The 17,883-nt window shown below is 62.7% G+C and carries 12 protein-coding genes and 3 pseudogenes; 11 read left to right on the plus strand and 4 right to left on the minus strand.

Going from position 1 to position 17,883, the window contains the following annotated elements; all coding sequences use genetic code 11:
• The first annotated feature begins 3 nt into the window (after positions 1 to 3).
• From NV348_RS27340 to NV348_RS27360, 5 genes and pseudogenes are all read left to right on the plus strand, one after another.
• A complete protein-coding gene (locus NV348_RS27340; RefSeq protein WP_447149415.1) occupies positions 4 to 4,134 on the plus strand; it encodes a TIGR02680 family protein in 4,131 nt (1,376 codons plus the stop codon).
• 2 nt (positions 4,135 to 4,136) lie between these two features.
• Positions 4,137 to 5,153, plus strand: a pseudogene (locus NV348_RS27345) (TIGR02679 domain-containing protein); the annotation flags it as partial.
• 31 nt (positions 5,154 to 5,184) lie between these two features.
• Positions 5,185 to 5,355 (plus strand): DUF2399 domain-containing protein, encoded by a 171-nt coding sequence (locus tag NV348_RS27350; protein ID WP_447149416.1) that lies wholly within the window; start codon positions 5,185 to 5,187, stop codon positions 5,353 to 5,355.
• A 38-nt stretch (positions 5,356 to 5,393) separates the two neighbouring features.
• Positions 5,394 to 6,941: a DUF8426 domain-containing protein gene (locus tag NV348_RS27355; protein ID WP_495885083.1), complete on the plus strand. Its 1,548-nt coding sequence runs from the start codon at positions 5,394 to 5,396 to the stop codon at positions 6,939 to 6,941.
• A gap of 757 nt (positions 6,942 to 7,698) precedes the next feature.
• Positions 7,699 to 8,073 (plus strand): hypothetical protein, encoded by a 375-nt coding sequence (locus tag NV348_RS27360; protein ID WP_447149418.1) that lies wholly within the window; start codon positions 7,699 to 7,701, stop codon positions 8,071 to 8,073.
• A gap of 301 nt (positions 8,074 to 8,374) precedes the next feature.
• On the opposite strand, the pseudogene NV348_RS27365 reads toward NV348_RS27360, so the two are convergent.
• A pseudogene (locus tag NV348_RS27365) lies at positions 8,375 to 9,173 on the minus strand (IS5 family transposase).
• A gap of 100 nt (positions 9,174 to 9,273) precedes the next feature.
• On the opposite strand from NV348_RS27365, the gene NV348_RS27370 reads away from it, so the two are divergent.
• The gene (locus NV348_RS27370; RefSeq protein WP_447149419.1) at positions 9,274 to 10,407 is read left to right on the plus strand and encodes an IS701 family transposase; all 1,134 of its coding nucleotides are present in this window, start codon (positions 9,274 to 9,276) and stop codon (positions 10,405 to 10,407) included.
• Between the two features lie 196 nt (positions 10,408 to 10,603).
• A pseudogene (locus tag NV348_RS27375) lies at positions 10,604 to 10,897 on the plus strand (SitI3 family protein); the annotation flags it as partial.
• Between the two features lie 102 nt (positions 10,898 to 10,999).
• On the opposite strand, the gene NV348_RS27380 reads toward NV348_RS27375, so the two are convergent.
• Together NV348_RS27380 and NV348_RS27385 are read right to left on the minus strand one after the other, a co-directional pair.
• Positions 11,000 to 12,595, minus strand: coding sequence for an endonuclease NucS domain-containing protein (locus tag NV348_RS27380; protein ID WP_447149420.1), 1,596 nt, complete (start codon positions 12,593 to 12,595; stop codon positions 11,000 to 11,002).
• 8 nt (positions 12,596 to 12,603) lie between these two features.
• A protein-coding gene (locus NV348_RS27385) for an IS5 family transposase (RefSeq protein ID WP_447145886.1) occupies positions 12,604 to 13,403 on the minus strand; the annotation gives its coding sequence in 2 pieces (ribosomal slippage) (positions 12,604 to 13,073 and positions 13,073 to 13,403; 801 coding nt in all).
• A 182-nt stretch (positions 13,404 to 13,585) separates the two neighbouring features.
• On the opposite strand from NV348_RS27385, the gene NV348_RS27390 reads away from it, so the two are divergent.
• Positions 13,586 to 13,801, plus strand: a complete 216-nt coding sequence (locus NV348_RS27390; protein WP_447151151.1) for a hypothetical protein — start codon at positions 13,586 to 13,588, stop codon at positions 13,799 to 13,801.
• 84 nt (positions 13,802 to 13,885) lie between these two features.
• Here NV348_RS27390 and NV348_RS27395 read toward each other — a convergent pair whose 3' ends face one another.
• The gene (locus NV348_RS27395; protein ID WP_447149421.1) at positions 13,886 to 15,817 is read right to left on the minus strand and encodes a TerD family protein; all 1,932 of its coding nucleotides are present in this window, start codon (positions 15,815 to 15,817) and stop codon (positions 13,886 to 13,888) included.
• 246 nt (positions 15,818 to 16,063) lie between these two features.
• On the opposite strand from NV348_RS27395, the gene NV348_RS27400 reads away from it, so the two are divergent.
• From NV348_RS27400 to NV348_RS27410, 3 genes are all read left to right on the plus strand, one after another.
• Complete coding sequence (locus tag NV348_RS27400; protein WP_447149422.1) at positions 16,064 to 16,801, plus strand: 2'-5' RNA ligase family protein; 738 nt, start codon at positions 16,064 to 16,066, stop codon at positions 16,799 to 16,801.
• A gap of 429 nt (positions 16,802 to 17,230) precedes the next feature.
• Positions 17,231 to 17,575 carry a WXG100 family type VII secretion target gene (locus NV348_RS27405; protein ID WP_447149423.1) on the plus strand — a complete coding sequence of 115 codons (345 nt, stop codon included), beginning with the start codon at positions 17,231 to 17,233 and terminating at the stop codon, positions 17,573 to 17,575.
• On the plus strand, positions 17,575 to 17,880 hold the full coding sequence (locus NV348_RS27410) for a WXG100 family type VII secretion target (protein WP_447149424.1): 306 nt from the start codon (positions 17,575 to 17,577) through the stop codon (positions 17,878 to 17,880). The genes NV348_RS27405 and NV348_RS27410 overlap by 1 nt, the downstream gene beginning before the upstream one ends.
• Positions 17,881 to 17,883: the final 3 nt, after the last annotated feature.

Consider the following 17,883-nt stretch of genomic DNA (forward strand, 5'->3'; position numbering starts at 1 on the left):
GCCATGAACGCACTGGCCATGAAGCATTTCGAGGACCGGTGGCGGCTTTCGCGCGCCGGGATGGTGAACGTCTGGCACTACATCGACACCGAATTCACGATGTCGGGTGGCCGGCTGATCCTGCGCGGCAGTAACGGTTCCGGGAAGTCCAGAGCATTGGAGATGCTGCTGCCGTTCCTGCTCGATGCCGACCGCCGTCGCATGGATGCCACCGGCTCGCAGAAGGTGAGCCTGGACGAGCTCATGCACACCGGTATCGGTTCTCAGACCAACCGGGTGGGCTATCTGTGGCTGGAACTCTCCCGCCCTGGCGAATACCTCACCCTCGGCGCGCACATCAAGTACAGCGCCTCCGCGCGTCGCAGTGAGGTCCGGTTCTTCACGACCGATCTCCGCGTCGGTGACGACTTGATTCTCATCGGGGAGAACCGTGATCCAATGCCCAGGGAGAAGCTCATCGAGCTTGTCGGAGCCGCCAGGGTCGGCGATGCCGATCTTCATCGGGAGGCTGTGCGCACCAAGGTGTTCGGCCTACATGGCGAAACCGGGCGTGACCGGTTCACCGGCCTGATGCAGTTGCTGCACACGCTGCGATCACCCGATGTCGGCAACCGCATCGACGAAGGAAAACTTCCACAGATTCTGTCCGATGCGCTACCGCCGCTGAGCGAGCAGATGCTCGATGCCGCCGGCGAGCGGCTCGACGACCTGTCCGAGACACGGTATGCCCAGCAACGGCTGTCGGAAACGCTCGAGCATGTGCGGGCCTTCCACCAGGTCTATCAGCGGTACGCGGCGACAACGCTGAGCAAGGGTGCCGCGACAGTGGAGTCGTGTCTGGCCGCGGTCCACACGGCGGAGACAGCACGGGCGGAAGCGGACGACGAGGTCGCCACCCTGGCACAGAGCGCCACGACGGTTGCTGAGAAGATCAGCGAACACGAAGAGGAGCGAGGAACACTCGTCGGCGCCATCGAGGTCCTGAAAGAACGACCGGAGTTTGCCGACGCCGAGAAGCTGCAACTGCGGGATGACCGGCTCGTATTGCTACGTTCCACCGCCCAGATTGCATTGAACGCCGCCCAGTCGGCTCGATCGGCCGAGCAACAAGCAGCCGACGCCATGACGGCGCAGATCGACAAGGTGGCAGAGACCGTTGGTATGGCCGCCGAGCTCCTCGGCATCGCCAAAGACCGGCTGATCGCCTCGAGACTCGGTCTCGGTGAACTTCCAGACGTGATCAGTTGCGACCAAGAGAGTGGGCCCGCGCCGACTGCGACTATCCAGAATACTTTGGATGGTCCGCCGGTCTCGATAACGAGGCCTGTCCTGCGTGCAATGGCCTTGGACCCGCCAGACCCTCGGGTGGTTGCCGATGCGGCCGCGCGCTGCGGTGAGGCGGCTTTCCAGCGAGGACAAGTAGTCGAACGTCGAACCGACGAGGCACACCGGCTCGACCGTGATCTCGGTCGGGTCAATGATCAGGAGGATCGCGCCGAGCAGGCTGCTCGAGCCGCGGAAGAGCGCAGGGCTGCGGCTATCGCAGATGCCGACGCCCGCGATGAACTGGCCATTTTGTTGAATCGGCTATGGCGCGAATGGGTTTCGGCATCTGAAACCGCTCGCCTGCTGCCGGACGTCACTTGGCCCGCGGTCATTCGCGAGGTGCTCGCCGCTGACAACGAAGCGCTGTGTGGTGATGCCGATCCTGACGACGCCGTCCTGTCGGAGCTCTCGTTCACCGCTGAGCGCGTGGCCGGGCAGACGAAGGAGAAGCTGGCGCTGCGCCGCCAGGCCCTGACCAATGAGCAGCGTGCCGACGACGGCAAGCGCGACGAGCTGGCGAAGCGGCGCGCCGACCTCGAAGCCGAACGCGATCCTGAACCCCCGTACGGGCCGTGGCACACCGAGCATTCCGGCGTTCCGTTCTGCGTGGCTGTCGACTTCCAACCGCAGGTGAACCCGGTAGAGCGCGCCGATATCGAGGCAGCGCTGCTCGCCTCGGGGCTTCTCACCGCAACGGTCACCGCTGACGCGACGCTGAGCGCCGTGGACGGCGAAGTGCTACTGACAGCGTCGGCAGCGGTCTGTGGCTCGCCGATCTCGGCAGTCCTGCGTCCCGACTCTGCCACGAGTGTTCCGGTAGAGGTGGTCGAGGCGGTTCTCAACCGTATCGGGTTGCACGATCCCGAGAGTGTGGCGTCGATCGGCACCGACGGAAGCTGGCGAAACGGAGTTCTCGCTGGCCGGCACAGCCAGCCCGCTGCCAGGTACATCGGCGCTGCGGCGAGAGCCGCCGCACGCGCGAGAGAACTGGAAGAGATCACAGCACAGCTCGCCGAACTGGAAACCGCGGAGGCGCGCCGTGCATCGCTCATCGTCGAGCTCGATGAGCATCGCACCGCTCTCGACGCGTACTTGGTCACGGCTCCGCGCACTCTCGGTCTGGAGCTGAAGCGGCAGGCCGCACGCACATCCGAGGAGGAAGCGACCAAGGCCGAAGCCGACGCGCTGGCTCAGCGGAAAGCGGCCGTGGCGGCACGCAAGGTGTGGAGCGTCGAGTTCCACACCCATAGTCAGCTGTGCGAGAGTGCGGACCTGCCTGTCGCAGCCGACACGCTGGCAGAAATCAGGAAGTTGTGCACGGCGTCCCGAGAAGCTTGCCGGGAACTGGAACGCGGGATCGCCGACGTTGTCGATGCCGTCAGACAGCTCAGCGATCTCCCCTCGCGGTTCGCCGGGGCGGGAAAGCAGCGGATCGCGGCCGAGAGCGAGGCCGAACGGCGCAGGTCCGACTGGGTGACCGAGGCGGCGGAGATTGCTGCCAGGCACGCTGCACTCGACCTCACGTTGGAGGAGCTGACGAACGAACTCAAACGAAGCACCGCTGCTCTGAAGGACACCGAAAGTAAGCTGGCTGATCAGCGCAGTCGCGAGACTGAGATTGCTCGCCGACTGGCAGTGGCTGAACGTGACCGAGAAGAGACGGCCGCCACGGTGAAGCGGCGACACAGTGAACTGCGCACGGCCACTGCTGCTTACGACGCACGGTTGCGGTTGCCCGGTTTGGCCGCCGCGGCCTCCGAAACCTCAGTGGAACGCATCGACGACATCACGGATCTGGAACGCATCCGCGAAGTCGTCAGAACTGCCAGTGGTGCATGGAAGGTCGCCAAACCAGCCGACCTGAATGCGCTCATCACCGCGTTGAAGCGGTTCGAGGCAGGAGTCAGCGGCCAACTGGACATCGCCACATCGGTGGAATCCGACGCCTACCTGGTGCATATCGAGGGGGCTGAGGAACACCACGACTGCACGTCTGTCCTCAGTTACCTGACCGAGCGCGATGAACAGGGACGTGCTGCGCTTTCCGAGCGGGAGCGTCAGGTCTTCACCGAATTCGTCCTCGGCGGCGTTGCCGATGAGCTCCGGCGTCGAGTCGATCAGGCCGATGAGTTGATGACGGCAATGGACAAGAGCTTGTCCGGCACCCGCACCAGTCACGGCATCGGAGTATCCATCGCCTGGGCACTCGACACCACCGACCCTGAGCTGCGGCGCGTCATGGACCTCATCCGGATTGTCGACGACCTCCGCGATGAAGACAGCGACGAGGAGCTGGTCCGGCTGATCCGGCGCCGCGTCGAACAACTCCACACGGCCGATTCCTCTGCTGGCTACGCGGCACATCTCCGTGCCGCATTGGACTACCGGTCCTGGCACACCGTGCAGGTGACCATCCTCGGACCCGATCCCGGGCAGCGGCGCCAGATCTCACGACGAGCCAAGATCTCCCAGGGGGAAACGCGGTTCGTCTCGTACGTGGCACTGTTCGTCGCTGCCGACGGCTTCCTCTCCGGCCTGCCGGAAGGCGATCGAGCTCTGCGCCTGGTGCTCCTCGACGATGCGTTCGCCAAGGTCGACGAGCGAGCCATCGGAGAGCTGATGGGGCTGTTGGTGCGCCTCGATATCGACTTCGTGATGACCGGGCACGCGCTGTGGGGCACCGTGCCCGAAGTCCCCGCGCTCGACATCTACGAGATCCGAAGGATCGGCGGCAGCGCGGTGATCCCCACCTGGATTCAATGGAACGGCCGCAACAAGACGTACATGCAGATGGTGTCGTCCGCATGAGCATGCCCGCGAAGACGAAGACCTACTTGGCCGATGCCTCGTTGGTGGAGGTCTGGCAGAAGATCCGAAAGCGACTGGAAAGCAACGGTCATCGGCCGGTCGGCACAGTCACTGTCGAGCTGGATAGTGCTGCAGCGCAGCGACTGTCGGGCCTGCCTGGGATAGCTATCCGCGCTGGACAGCGCAGGCTGAAGCTGGCCGAGCTCGATGATGCGCTGAGAAGGAGCGCGGCAAAGGCAGGTTTGGTTCCGGTCGTCGCAGACCTCACCGGAGGGCCACTCCGTGACCGCCCTTCGGAACGCCTCGAGCGTGCCGAAGCGGTGCGCCAGCTGTGGGATGGCGTCGAAAGGTCGCTGCATGCGACCGGCTTTGGTACCGCCGATTGGGCCCGTTCGTGGATTTCATGGCTTCATCAGTCGACGCTGCTCGTCCGAGGAGGCGACTCCGCGGTCGCAGAGTTCGAGGTGGCCGCACGAGCTCTGGCGATTGTGCTGGCCGAACCGGGGACCAGCCGAATGCTCGGCGAACTGGCCAACACCGTCGGCGGATCCTCGCACGCCCTCGACGCCGACCAGCTCGCCGGCCGAATCGCTCTGCGCGGCTTGGGCTTCGCACTCGGCGTCGAGGACCCGCAGACGCCCCGCGGCAGAATCGAACTGTGGGAACAAGTAGGGGTGTCGGTCGACAGGATCTCCGGTACCGTCCTGATCTGGGCCTTCCGGCCGCCAGGCCGAGACGCGTGGTCCCGGATGATGCAGATGCGCGCCGACCTCGGTCTGGTCAGCCACATGACCATGGCGGAGCTCGCCGTCGCTCCGAGTGCTTTGGTCCCCACTCGGGAGATCGTCAGTGGCTGCGAGAACCCGCAGGTCCTGCAGCGGATCGCCGAATCCGGAATCGATCGGCCGGTGGCCTGCTTCAGCGGGAACCCCTCGTCGGCGGGGCAACTGCTGGCCGCTCGCGTCGCACTCCGCTATCACGGCGACTTCGATTGGGCAGGTGTTGCGATCGCGGCCCGCATGATCGCCGCCCGGCGCCGAGCCATGGCGGATGGGTTCCCGGGACTATCAGGAGGCAGTCTCAGCGGGAATACCCCGCATTCCGCTCGCGGGACGCTCAGTCGCGACACCGTGGGACCCAGATCTGCAGGCTGCGATGGAACGCGCCGAACAAGCGGTGCATGAGGAATCGGTGCTGAACAGCTTGATCAGTGATCTGTGATCGAGGGAGGCTCGACGCAAATGCGTCGTCGAGATGGAATGATAGCGCCATCACAGGGTGGACTGGAGGGGAACACAGTGCGGGCGTGGACAGTACGCGGCGGATGGGATGGTCACCGCGAGGAAACAGCATTGGCGATCGGGGCGGCGATCGCAGGGTGGTCCGAAGTTCGTCACGATCTGTCGGACCTGGAGACCTTCGACGACCTCTGCGCCCTGCTCGATCAGTGCTATCCCGCTGAGAGCGAGCGGACTCGGAAGAACTGGGCGCATCAGATCTGGCGCTTCCTGCACGAGATCGCGGTCGGTGACTTCGTCGTGATGCCGCGGAAATACCGGGACGTCGTGGAAATCGGCCAGATCATGGGCGGCTACAGCTATCGAGCGGACCAGCCCGTCGGATACCGGCATATTCGGCCGGTGAAGTGGCTCAACACCGTCGAAAGAGCAGCTATCTCCGGCGACCTCCGAGACAGCATGGGCACACTGCTCACCGTCAGCGAGCTGAGCCGTCGAGACGCGGCCGAGCGCGTCAGGGCGCTGGCCGAGACAGGAGTCGACCCGGGATACTCCGGCGCCATCGCCGCACCCGCCGACATCGCTGCGCTGGTTTCGGATGTAGATGCGGCTGGCTCGCGTCAACTATCGGTGCGAGACCTTCTGGGGCTGTGGGGATTCGGTCGCCGAACCGCCGATGCGCTCGAAGAGGTTGGCACGGCTTTGCAAGAGAATGGGCTTGCCGTACGCCCAGACTTCACCACCGTCCAGCTCGATAGCATCGTCACCGTTGTCGCGAACGATCCCGAAGACGACGAAGCCACCTCGGTTGTAAGCGGAAGTGACGTCGTAGAGACCGCGAAGAACGACCTCACCTGGCGGGTCGGCAATGTTCGCCAGCAGATGGCGGTAGTGGCGGTCCAGAAGACCGATTCGCTCCACAAGGCGATCGAGCTCATGGTGACAAAACGCCTGTCGCAGTTGCCTATTGTAGACGGACATCATCGACTGGTCGGCGTGGTGACCTGGGAGAGCATCGCGCACAGGTCGATCACGGGTGCTGCCGACGACCTGTGGAACGCGCGCGCGGCCCAGTATCCGCCGGCTGCGCACAGTGAGCAGGAACTGTTCAGCCGCATGGACGACATTCGCAAGTTCGGGTTCGTCATCGTGGTCGACTCCGAGAATGTGGTCACCGGGATCGTGACCGCGGCGGATCTCGCTGACGAGCTCGAAGCGCGAGTAACCCCCTTCATGGTGCTCGAGGAGCTGGAACGTCGTCTGCGGCAGGCAATCCACGGTATGCCGCAGCAGCTTCTTCAGTCCGGCGGCAAGAAGAAGGTCGAGAAGCCCGAGGATCTCACGCTGGGCAACTACTCGTACCTGTTCGATAGGGCGGAGGTATGGAAGTGGCTGGGTTGGCCGTTCGAGCAGCCGCGCCTCGTCGAACGGCTGCGCGCGGTCGCCAAGTACCGGAACGAAATCGCACACTGGAACATCGACGCGCCCGAAAACGAGCCCCAGAAGCTGGCTGATGCGAGGGAGCTGCTCGACCTCCTGAAGCTGGTGACGCCGACCCGCGAGAAGTAGCAGTCCGTGTCCACGGCCCATCACAGCAGGGCCAGGCCACTGGTCGATGCCGAACCCTCGACGGCGATGGTTCAGGATGTTGTCAAGAATTCGGATACGGAAAGTGGTCCCGGCGTGTAAAGGAACGACGAAAATGCCGACCCGATCAAGTAGGAGTTAAGTGCCACAGATGGACTCTGCTGATAGACCTAGCGCGAGTCGTAAACGGCGACAACTCACTCCGGAGCAGAAGGCCGAATTTGCGAAGATTAGTGCTGATTCCCGGGAGCTACTAGAACAATTCGCGGACCGTTTGCGGCCCGGAGTGCTGGCGCAGTGCCGAACTTTCAGTGAGGTCGGTGAGTGGACGCTGTTGGTTGACAATCTGTGCGCCAGCCTGGTGAAAGATCAAATCTTGGTCGGCCTGGCCGAGCGTGACGCACTGGCTGATCTGATGACATCATTGGGGGATCCCAAGGAAAATGCGTACCTAGTGTACATAGATAGTTATGATCGAGTGCTGGAGAGGCTGAATGCGGACCGCCTCCGATAAGGTTGATGTGGAAATCCTGCACCGGGCGGCGGGTTGCTTATCTGCGGTCGATCGGTGACGCTGCCGGTGGAGGTGGTGCCGGTGGCTCGGAAGTCGGAGGTCGGATGTTTTCGTTAGGCCCCTCACAACCAGAAGAGGGACGCAAACTTGCCCGGTTGAAGGCCAGCAGCGACCCGGAGTTCGCGATGGCGAACAACAATTCCCGGAGTGAAGGTAGAGTAACCAGTGTGCAGTGGTAGGAGTGTCGAAGACATAAAAGACCTGCGTCAAGAATTGTTTGCTTCCGGAGTCGCGTCAGAAGATGAGATCGTGGGATGTTCGGCCAGCGAAATGGAAGATGTATCTTCCAGCGCCGGTTCATTCCGTCTACCAGATCAGTATCTTGCATTCTTGCAGGTAATGGGCAGGAGGGCCGGAAACCTGTTCGAAGGTACCGACATCTTCTATCCCAGATTGCTGGAAGCTCGAGAAGCTGCGATCGATGTCGCCAGCCAGGGCGGCGATTCGCTCTCTCTCGAAAATCGATTCTTCTTTGGCCATCATCAAGGTTACAAGGTGTATTTTTTCGAACCCAACTCCTCCGCAGTATTCGCGTATTAGGAAGGTCACCCGGAGGTCAGGATGCTTGCAAAGTCATTGCTAGCGTTTCTCCAACACGCACTGGAGTTGCGGTGGCACCAGAGAAGTTGGGGTCACTTACCGGTGTGCCGGCCCCGATTGATGAGGCCTTAGATGGCACTCGACTACATGGTGGCGCTCGCAACAGATCGAAGCGTGTCCGAAATTTCCGCATTGGTGGACTCGACTTGCTTCTCAGGCGATATTTCTGGTAAGGCAATGGCGACCAGCCTCGTTGATGGTGTTTCGGTTCGGCGTGGGCTATTTATTCGCGTAAGAGCTCCTAACAGGTTCGGTTGCTGAGTCGTCGCCAGCAGATCAGCGCAGCGGCGAGGTCGAGAAATCCTTGATGGATGTCGGTGCGACGTTCCCAACGGACAGCCAAACGCCGGTATTGGTGCAGCAACGCCAGTGTTTGCTCGACGATCCAGCGGCCGGCGGTCACTTTGTCGCGGGTGCCTCGGCGTGGGATATACCCGGTGATCCGCCGATGTTCGAGCTCGTCGTAGACCCGCGGATAGTCGTAGCCCTTGTCCGCGATCAGGGTCGTGATCTTCTCGCGTGGTCGGCCGGGGCGTCCTCGTAGCGGCCGCACACGATCGAGCAGTTCGGGCAGCACGAGGTGGTCGTTGACGTTGGCCGCTGATTGCACGACCGCGAGCGGGAGGCCGTTGCCACAGGTCAGGATGTGGTGTTTCGCTCCGGTTTTGCGGCGGTCGACCGGGCTTGGACCTGTGTCGGTGCCCCTTTTTTGGCCCGCACATGTGAGCCGTCGGGGATGACGCGGTCGAAATCGATCAATCCCGCGCGGTGGCAGTGGGCGAGCATCGTGGTGTGCATGGCCTCGAATACCCCGGCGGCCTGCCAGTCGCGTAGCCGACGCAGCAGGTCATCCCGGACCCGAATCCCAGTTCTTGGGGCAGGTCCTCCCACCCGATTCCGGTGATCAGCACGAACAAGATCCCTTGCAGGACAAGCCGATCGTTCATCCGGGGTGGTCCCGGGGTTCCCGGGGCCTTGACCGGTAGTAGCGGTTCGATCACTGCCCACAGCTGGTCGTCTACGATCCACGGCGCTGCCACGACGAAACAGCCTGCACTACAACAGAACTCGTCGCTACCTGTGAGAACCTGTTAGGAGCTCTAATACTGCAACGGCACTCGGTTGAGGTAACTTGCCTGCGTGGTGGTGAATATTGTTGCGGCGGAGTTGGATCGGCTGCACGAGCGGATTGGTAGGCGATTCACTCGGTCGGAGCCGCGGGGGCGAGCGCGGGAGTATGTCACCGGGCTGGTCGCGGGGTTGGAACGCAAGAACGGATGGACCCTTGCCGAGCGGTCCGGTGAAGTCGCTCCGGATGGAATGCAGCGGTTGCTGCGGCGAGCTGATTGGGATGTCGACGGAGTCCGTGACGACGTCCGCAGCTACGCGATCTCCCGGCTGGAGGACCGGGACGCGGTGCTGATCGCCGATGACACCGGGTTCCTGAAGAAGGGAGTTCGCTCGGCCGGGGTGCAACGTCAGTACTCGGGCACGGCCGGGCGCACCGAGAACTGCCAGATCGGAGTATTTCTGGCCTATGCCTCCCGCCACGGTCACGCCCTCGTGGATCGGGAGCTCTACCTGCCCGAGTCCTGGACCGGCGACCGGGAACGCTGCCGCGGCGCCGGCATCCCCGACGAGATCGAGTTCACGACCAAGCCCCGGCTGGTGATGGGCATGCTCGAACGCGCCCTGGCTGCGAAGGTGCCGTTTCGCTGGTTCACCGCCGATGAGGCCTATGGGCAGGTCAAGTATCTGCGGTTCTGGCTCGAACAACACGACATCGCCCACGTGCTGGCGACCCGGCGCAATGACACCCTGGTCACCACCGGGATGGGGCAGGCTCGTGCCGATCACCTCGTCGCCGCGTTGCCCGCGCGGGCATGGCAGCGAGTTTCGGCCGGGGCCGGCGCGCACGGGCCCCGCGACTACGAGTGGGCACGTGTCCCGATCCGGATCGGGTGGGCCTCCGGTCGTGGGCATTGGTTGCTGGCCCGGCGCAGCATCACCGACCCGGACGAGATCGCTTACTATGTCTGCTTCGGGCCACGTCGATCGACCATCGCCGATCTGGCCTGGATCGCGGGTTCACGCTGGCGGATCGAGGAGTGTTTCCAGCAAGCCAAGAACGAGGCAGGGCTCGATCACTACCAGGTTCGTTCCTGGCGGGCGTGGTATGCCCACATCACCTTGTCGATGCTCGCCCATGCCTGGCTCGTTCGAGCGAAAGCTGTTGCCGCAAAAGGGGAATCGGTCACCACGGGCAAGGCATGATCGCGCTCACTCTACCGGAGATCCGGCGCCTGATCATCGCGCTACTCCTCGATTCCACACGCGGCTCACGCCGGGTCTGGGCGTGGTCGAACTGGCGACGCCGACGCCAGTATCAAGCCCGCTTATGCCACTACCGGCGACGAGGACATGACCTCGATTAGGTGCCGTTGCAGTACTAAGCACGGCCCGATCCCCAGCGTGGGGTGACCCCATAGAGGGGGAATTCGGATTCAAGCCCACGGTATCAATATTTTTAAGATTGGATAAGACCGGAATCCTCGATGCTCAAGCTACCGATATGTTGTTCATTGCGACCCAACTATTTGCGGCTACATCCGACGACATGATCGTATACTTCTTGGAATCCGGCAACGTTTGGGCGATTCGCCGTGCAGGCTGTCTAGAAATAAATTCAGCCTACTATATGTGGACACCTGAGCGCATCGAAATGTTGCATCAACCGTACACCCTTATGTCGTACGTTCTTTGAAGCGGCTGGCCGAGCGCTCGTGCCGGTTCGCCGGATGTTGATTACGAGCCGCGGCGCGGTCGTAGCCCGGGCCTGCCCCATGAGGATCGCCGTTGATCAGGCTCAGCCTTTGTAATCCAGAAAGATCTCTTCGGTGCTGGCATGGTGAAGTTTAAGGAAATCTTTAGCTCCGAAGAGGCGTCCGTTGCGGCTGATTTCATTGAGGGCCCGTCCGAAGTGCTGCGGCTGGTGACGTGACGAATAGACCTGGGCGCTCTTGCCGTCGAATAACCAGATCCGCTTCTCGGCTGCTAGATCTCCTGAGGGGTTGACGCCTACCAACTCGGTTGCCACATAGCGAAGGCCTACGAGTTCTAATAGTAGTTCATCGTCAATCCATGTAACACCTCCAAAACGTTTGGCAATCCAATTTAGCCTTTCGCCGTAGACGATCTTGACGGCGTCCCGTAGGTCCGTTGATGTGCCGTCCCAGGCCAGGTGTCCGTAGATGAAATTGGAGTATCCGTCTTCGGCTTGGACGACTCCCTGAACCATCGGTAAGTACTTGTCCAGATTGTCTGGCCAGCCTGTGACAATGGATTGCAGAAGGTCGCAAGGATTGTATATGTGCAACGCTACGTCGCCCTCCCCGACGTGGCTAGCCGCATCGCTCAGCCAGCTGGTGAAGATGGCGTGCCACGCGGCATTTCCGGAGAGACTGGTTTCGACCTCCTGTTTGAACCCGTTCCAACGTGAGCGGATCGCGGGGCTTGCGGTGCTGCTGAATTGGATTTGGCTCTGTCCTCGATCGTCGCCGGTAAGAAGGCGGAACAGATCGCTCTCCTCATACGCGTCGAGTGTGTTGAATGCGCCAGTTCCATGATATTTTTCAAGTTTCCACGATGGGTCTTCGGCGATCGTTCTGAGGCTGCCGGGTGCAGCTCCCTCGAGCTCGCCGAACCCGGTTCGATGATATGAAAGGTAGTTGCAAATCTTGCAGAGCGCGTCGTACTCGGCTGGGTTCTCGGCCGCGAATGGTTCAGGGCCGTCGTAATGATCGTCAAGTGTGTAATTCTCGACAGTTCGATCGACCCTTCCTATTGCGAGATATATTCCGTAGTGGTATGCCGCAGAGTTGAAATTCGCAACCCTGGCGAACTCTACGGCAAGAATGTCGTCAGCGCCGATTGTTCGCGCGTGACTGCTGATTAGCTGCCAGGCTTCTCTCCTGCTCGCCTCGGTCGAACAGGTGTAAATCACATGAATAGGTGATATGCGGTGCTCGAATGACGGTTGAAGCAGCGAAACACGTTCGGCGCGGGCTGGTGTTCCTTGGCTACTCAGCTGAAGATGGTAGCCGCGCAAGTCGTGGGTCCAATCTCTCGCCATGTTGCTAACAGGAACGAGCAACTCGTGCCAGTCCGTAGATACAATGATCGCGCGGATTCGGTCAGCGGCCAGCTGCTTCTCCCTGCGGAGTAGTTCTGTGTACTTCGCGACCTCATGCAACGCCTGACGTGAGGATGTCGTTGAGCGCTTCAGCTCAATTACTACCCACATGCCATGCCGATCCCTCGCCAGGATGTCAACCTGGCCGTGGGCGCCGACCGAGTTCGGCAGGCGATACTCCTTGGTCTGGACCGGGCGAAGGCCGGGCTCGATCAGATCAAGATGATGAACGAGATAGTCTCGAAGTTCGGTTTCCGGCGGCATCTGCATAAGAGCCCCTATCGGGTTCGGTTGCTGAGTCGTCGCCAACAGATCAGTGCCGCACCAAGATTGAGGAATCCGTAGTGAATGTCGGTCCGACGTTCCCATCGGACGGCCAGGCGCCGGTACTGGTGGAGCAGGGCGAAGGTCTGCTCCACGATCCACCGACCGGCGGTGACCTTGTCACGGGTTCCGCGGCGAGGAATGTAGCCGGTGATCCCGCGTTTCCGCAGCTCGGCGTACACGCTGGGGTAGTCGTAGCCCTTGTCGCCGATGAGGGTCTTGATCCGGCGCCGTGGTGACCCCGGCCGTCCGCGGAGGGGTCGAACCTGGTCGAGCACGGGCGCGAGCATCAGGTGGTCGTTGAGGTTGGCCGCGGAGAGCTCGACGACGAGCGGGAACCCGTTTCCGCAGGTCAACAGGTGGTGTTTGGAGCCGGTCTTGGCACGGTCTACCGGGCTCGGCCCGGTCGCTGCGCCCCCCTTTTGGCCCGCACGTGCGAGCCGTCGATCATGACCCGGTCGAAGTCGATCAACCCGGCAGTGTTGCTGCGGTCGAGGGCCGCTTGGTGCATCGCCTCGAACACCCCGGCGGCCTGCCAGTCCCGCAACCTGCGCCAACACGTCATCCCGGACCCGAACCCCAGTTCCTGGGGCAGGTCTTCCCACCCGATCCCGGTGAACAGCACGAACAAGATTCCCTGGAACACCAGCCTCGGATCGTGCTGGGCCGGGCCCGGTGTTCCCGCCGGTTTCGCTGGTAGTAGCGGTTCGATAACCGCCCACAACTCGTCCTCCACGATCCACGGTGCTGCCACAGCGAAACATCGTGCACCACAAGGTGTCTCACCGCTACCGAGCCGAACCTGTTAGGAGCTCTAAGGTCAAGATACGTTGTGCCACTGACAGTTTCGGTACCTATGCCCTTTGCCGTCGGTCCGCCTCCTGGACCTCGAACGCCGAGCTGGTCACCTCCTACGCCCACGCCGGGCTCGTCGCGGTGATCGGTGCGACCGTGTCCGGCGCGGCCTGGCAGCGTTGTCGCACCTACAACGCCTCCCATCTCCACGGCCGCGGAACCTCACCGCGTAGGCACGCTATTCGAAGACTGACCTGGTCCGCCGCGCTCTCACTGGCGTTGGACCGAGACAAAGCGAAGGCAGTCAACGCAGCCCGTGGATGTCGGCGAGCAGTCGAAACGGGCTGTGCGCGGTGAGGATGTCGCCATACGAGGCTATTGCCGCGTAGGTCGGTATCGAAATCCGCACTGTTCGATAAGTATTCGTCCGCGGATGGTCCATCAGGGGAGTGGAGTCCACTCGGACACCACTTGGATGTGCTGTCCATACCTCAGAATGTCCGACCAGCCCGCATAGTCCGAAATGGGCAGTAGGGGTGATACCGACTCCGTCACCGTCGTGTACCAGTCGCCTTCCTCGCTGCCCCTGGAGCAGATGTTGATCGCCGCCAGGTAGTTGGCGCCGATGGTGAACCGAACGACAGCGAGCGACTGGCGTACTCGGGGATCGTCGCGGCGGGCAACCGGAGCGAATCCCGTAGCTACGTCGAAGCCCCGTACTCGCGCACCGAGGTCGGCCCACCGCATCACCTGGTCTATCGCACCTCCCATCCCGGACGCCGTGGTCTCCCAGCGCTCACCGCGGCGTGCCGCGACATAGCTGTACCTGCCTCTGTTGAAACGCAGGATCGAGCCGTCCGGCGGCTCGGGTGGCAATGGCTTGGATACGGGCTGGACGAGCGGCAACGGTTCGAGCAGTGGACCCGCGGCAGTGAGGTCGTAGGCGAGTGGGTCGGGTAGTTCGGGGCCGAGCTGCGGGCAGGTGACGGGCGGTCCGTCCAGTGTCTGCGACGTTGCTTCGTTGGCTTTGACGGCGTCGATGCGCACCTTTGCAGCCACGGGCGATCCGGTGATGTCGCCCCAGCAGGCCGTGACGAGGCCGCGTGCCTCGAGATGCTGGATCAGCGGTGCGAAACGCTGGCTCATCTGCGGGGTCAATTGACCGATTCGCTGACCTTCGATGCGCACTTCCACGTGGGGTTTCGCTTTCCCGGAGTCGGGTGCGTTCTCGTGCAGGGTGACGATCAGTACGCCGTGCCCACACTCGGGTACGAATTTCCGGAGCACGTCGAAGTGCTCGTGCTCCTTGGTCACTTGGACGACGGCCGAGCGCGGAAGAATCGTGTAGGGGGACTTCGGTGGCTCGTTCAGCGGGATCGCGTCGAACGCTTCGCCGAGTCCGAGCTGAACAGCCGCCCTCGAATCGGTTCCGTCCCATCCGTCGTATTCGGTGTACCAGATCCTGCCGGAGGTCGTCGGGACGAATCCCGCTGCGACGATGCGCCTGATGGGTCCGGCCCATTTCCGGGCGGTGTCGGCGTCCAGATATCCGATCGTGCGTCCAGCAGTGCGCACCGAGATTGCCCAAGGGCCGCGTGGTCCAGCGGGTTCGGGGATCAGCTCAACCTCGGGGGTCAGGGCGGTTCCGTCCTCAGGCAGGGAGTCTGGCAGGAGGCTTCGGATCGCGGGCAGGTGTTCGTCGGCCACCTCGAGTTCGCAGTCGCGCCAGCTCCGCGGCCGACTCCACAGCTGGTACGGCGAGCCTGCTGCATGCGCAGACGCCACAGGGACGATGAGAGATCCGGACGGGTCGGCAGCTGGCGCATCACCCGCGTCGTCTACCTCGACTCCGAAATCCGTTGCCAGACCGGCGAGCCCGGAACTCCAGCCTTGGCCTACTGCCCGAACCTTCCATGCGCCGCCGCGCCGATAGATCTCACCGAAGACGAACGCTGTCTCCGTTGACGCGTCCGCGGCGACATACTCGGCCAGGCAACGTCCGGTCGCGTCGCGGATCTCGAACCTCAGGCCGCCGAGGGCGCCGAAGTTCCCCGTGGTGAGACTGCCCGCGAGCGCCACCGTCTGAATATCGGCGGGAACCCTCGACAACTCGACCACGATCCGGGCCCGCATGCCCTCGCCGGCACCGCTGGCGCCGTCGAACTGCACCGATCCATCTGTTGACCGTGGCTGGTTGTAGAAGACGAAGTCGGCGTCGGAGCGGACTTTCCCGTCGGCACCAAGCAGTAGGGCAGAGGCATCCACGTCCGCAGCCGCATCGGCCCAACCGATGATGGCGTCGACGCGGTGCACGTCGGCGGGAAGTGGGACGTTCTGTCCGCGCAGCAGCTTCGGTGACGTCACGGGTTCCATACCCTCCTGGAGCGGTGTACCTGCACTGGTCTGCCATGATCTCGCACCACACCGTGCGGCCGTTACGGAACCGCTGTTCGACTTCGGCTAAAGCGCAGGCGCGCAGATGACTTCGAATGGTCTTCCAGTCCACACAAGCCGACGACGGATCCCCACTCAGTCAAGTCCAGCAGCCCCTTGTGCCCGGCCGACGGTCCGTAGAATCCACTCCCGAACGTTCGACATCGAGAGGCAGGCCGACTAGGGATGACGTCCAGTGGCCCGTTTCCCCGGCATCTGCCCGACTCGACCTCGGATCCGGAGGCCATTGCCCGCAACGACTGGGAGGCCTTCGCAGAGATCGAGCATCTGCGCGACCACTGGAGCGTTAAGCAGTGGCCAGCCGGACGCGCGGGGTACTACTGGTACCTGACTTTCGGTGACCCGGACCTGGTCAGTTTCGCCGCCGAATGTCAGCGCGGACTCGCCCTCACCGGAATCGACGCAGTGCCACCGGACGGCCTCCACATCACGCTCAGAAGTGTCGGCGACACAACTGCCGTCACCGACGAGCAAGTCGAGACGCTGGTTTCGTGTGCCAGTGAGCGGCTTTCGGAGGTGAAGCCGTTCGATCTGACCATTGGCCCGCTCAGTGGATCTCGAAGCGCGATCAGATTCTCGGTCGCCCCGTGGGATCCACTGCTTGACCTGCATCGAGCCCTGCCTGTGTGCTCAGGCGAGGTATCGCCGGACCTGACGTCCCGCGGCACACGAGAGTCGCCGTCACGGTTCCGGCCTCACCTGGGGATCGCGTACAACAATACCGACCGTGCCGCAGCAGACGTTATCGCTGCGGTCGCCGCACTGCGGCAGACACCTGAGCGGATCTCAGTCCGGGTGGACACCGTTGAGCTGGTAGTCCTCCGGCGGAAGGGACGCTGCTATCGCTGGGACACACGCGCTGCCATCGCGCTGGGCGATGCTGCGTCCAACAGCGTCGTGTAACAGCCAACAGGTTAGCTCCGAGCCTCGTAGCCGCCCCTACCTAACGCGGCCTGACAGGGGCGGCGCTCGGCCGCACGTCTGATTCGCTTGGCCGCGGTATCGGCATCCCGAACCGTGCCGCCGATGGTGATGAACCGTCCATCAGGTCCGCACGGGCAGTGCAACGCGATCTTGTGTCCGTGACGCAGGATGCGAAATCCGCGATGCTCAACCTGCCGCTGTTGAAGCGCAGGACCGAGCCGTCCGGCGGCTCGGATGGCCGTGGCTTGGGTACAGGCCGGGTGAGCCGCAGCGGGTTTGGAGCAGCGGACCCGCTGCAGTGAGGTCGTACGCGGCACTGTGACTACCGACACCGTCGCTGGCAGGAACCTGAGGGTCTCTTGTCGCGTCTAACTATGACGAACTGCAGTGATATTCGAGGAATTGCCCATGACTAGCCAGCCCGATGCGACCAGCACCGACTTCGCCTTGGTCCCCGACGAGGTTACCGACGCGGGACGCTATTTGCAGCAGGTCGCAGAATCTCTCGTCAGCGGTCTGACCTCGCTGGACACGGACATAGTGACTTTGCTGTCCAACTGGCGCGGAATCTCCGCTGATTCGTTCAGCGCTGGATGGACCGAAACCAAGCAGGGGGCCGACACCGTCCTCGATGCGCTGGCCGCCATGGCCGAGCTACTCGGTGTCACAAGCGCGGCACTCGATGGACAAGATCGCGCACTAGCTGGGGAAACCTCGGCTCTGGCCGCGACGCTCAATCTGTCGGGGTTCTGATGGTCGAGAATGCCGAACCCTTTCGCGTCGATCTCGAGGAACTCGAGCAGATCGTTACCCGTGTGGCCGGATTCATCGGTTTTCTCAACGACAGTCTCGACGGGTTGCAGCAGCGTATGTCCGCCGTGCAGCAGAACTGGACTGGCGCAGCCGCGGATGCTCAAGCTGTTGCGTTTCGCGAATGGCACACTGGCGCAACAGATGTTGCCGACGGGATCGAAATTATGCGGCAGGTAGTCCAGGATGCGCACGACAGATACAACGCAGCCATCGCGGCGAACTTGGCGATGCTGGGCAGGGCGTAGAAC

Source organism: Nocardia fodinahabitans, assembly GCF_052983615.1.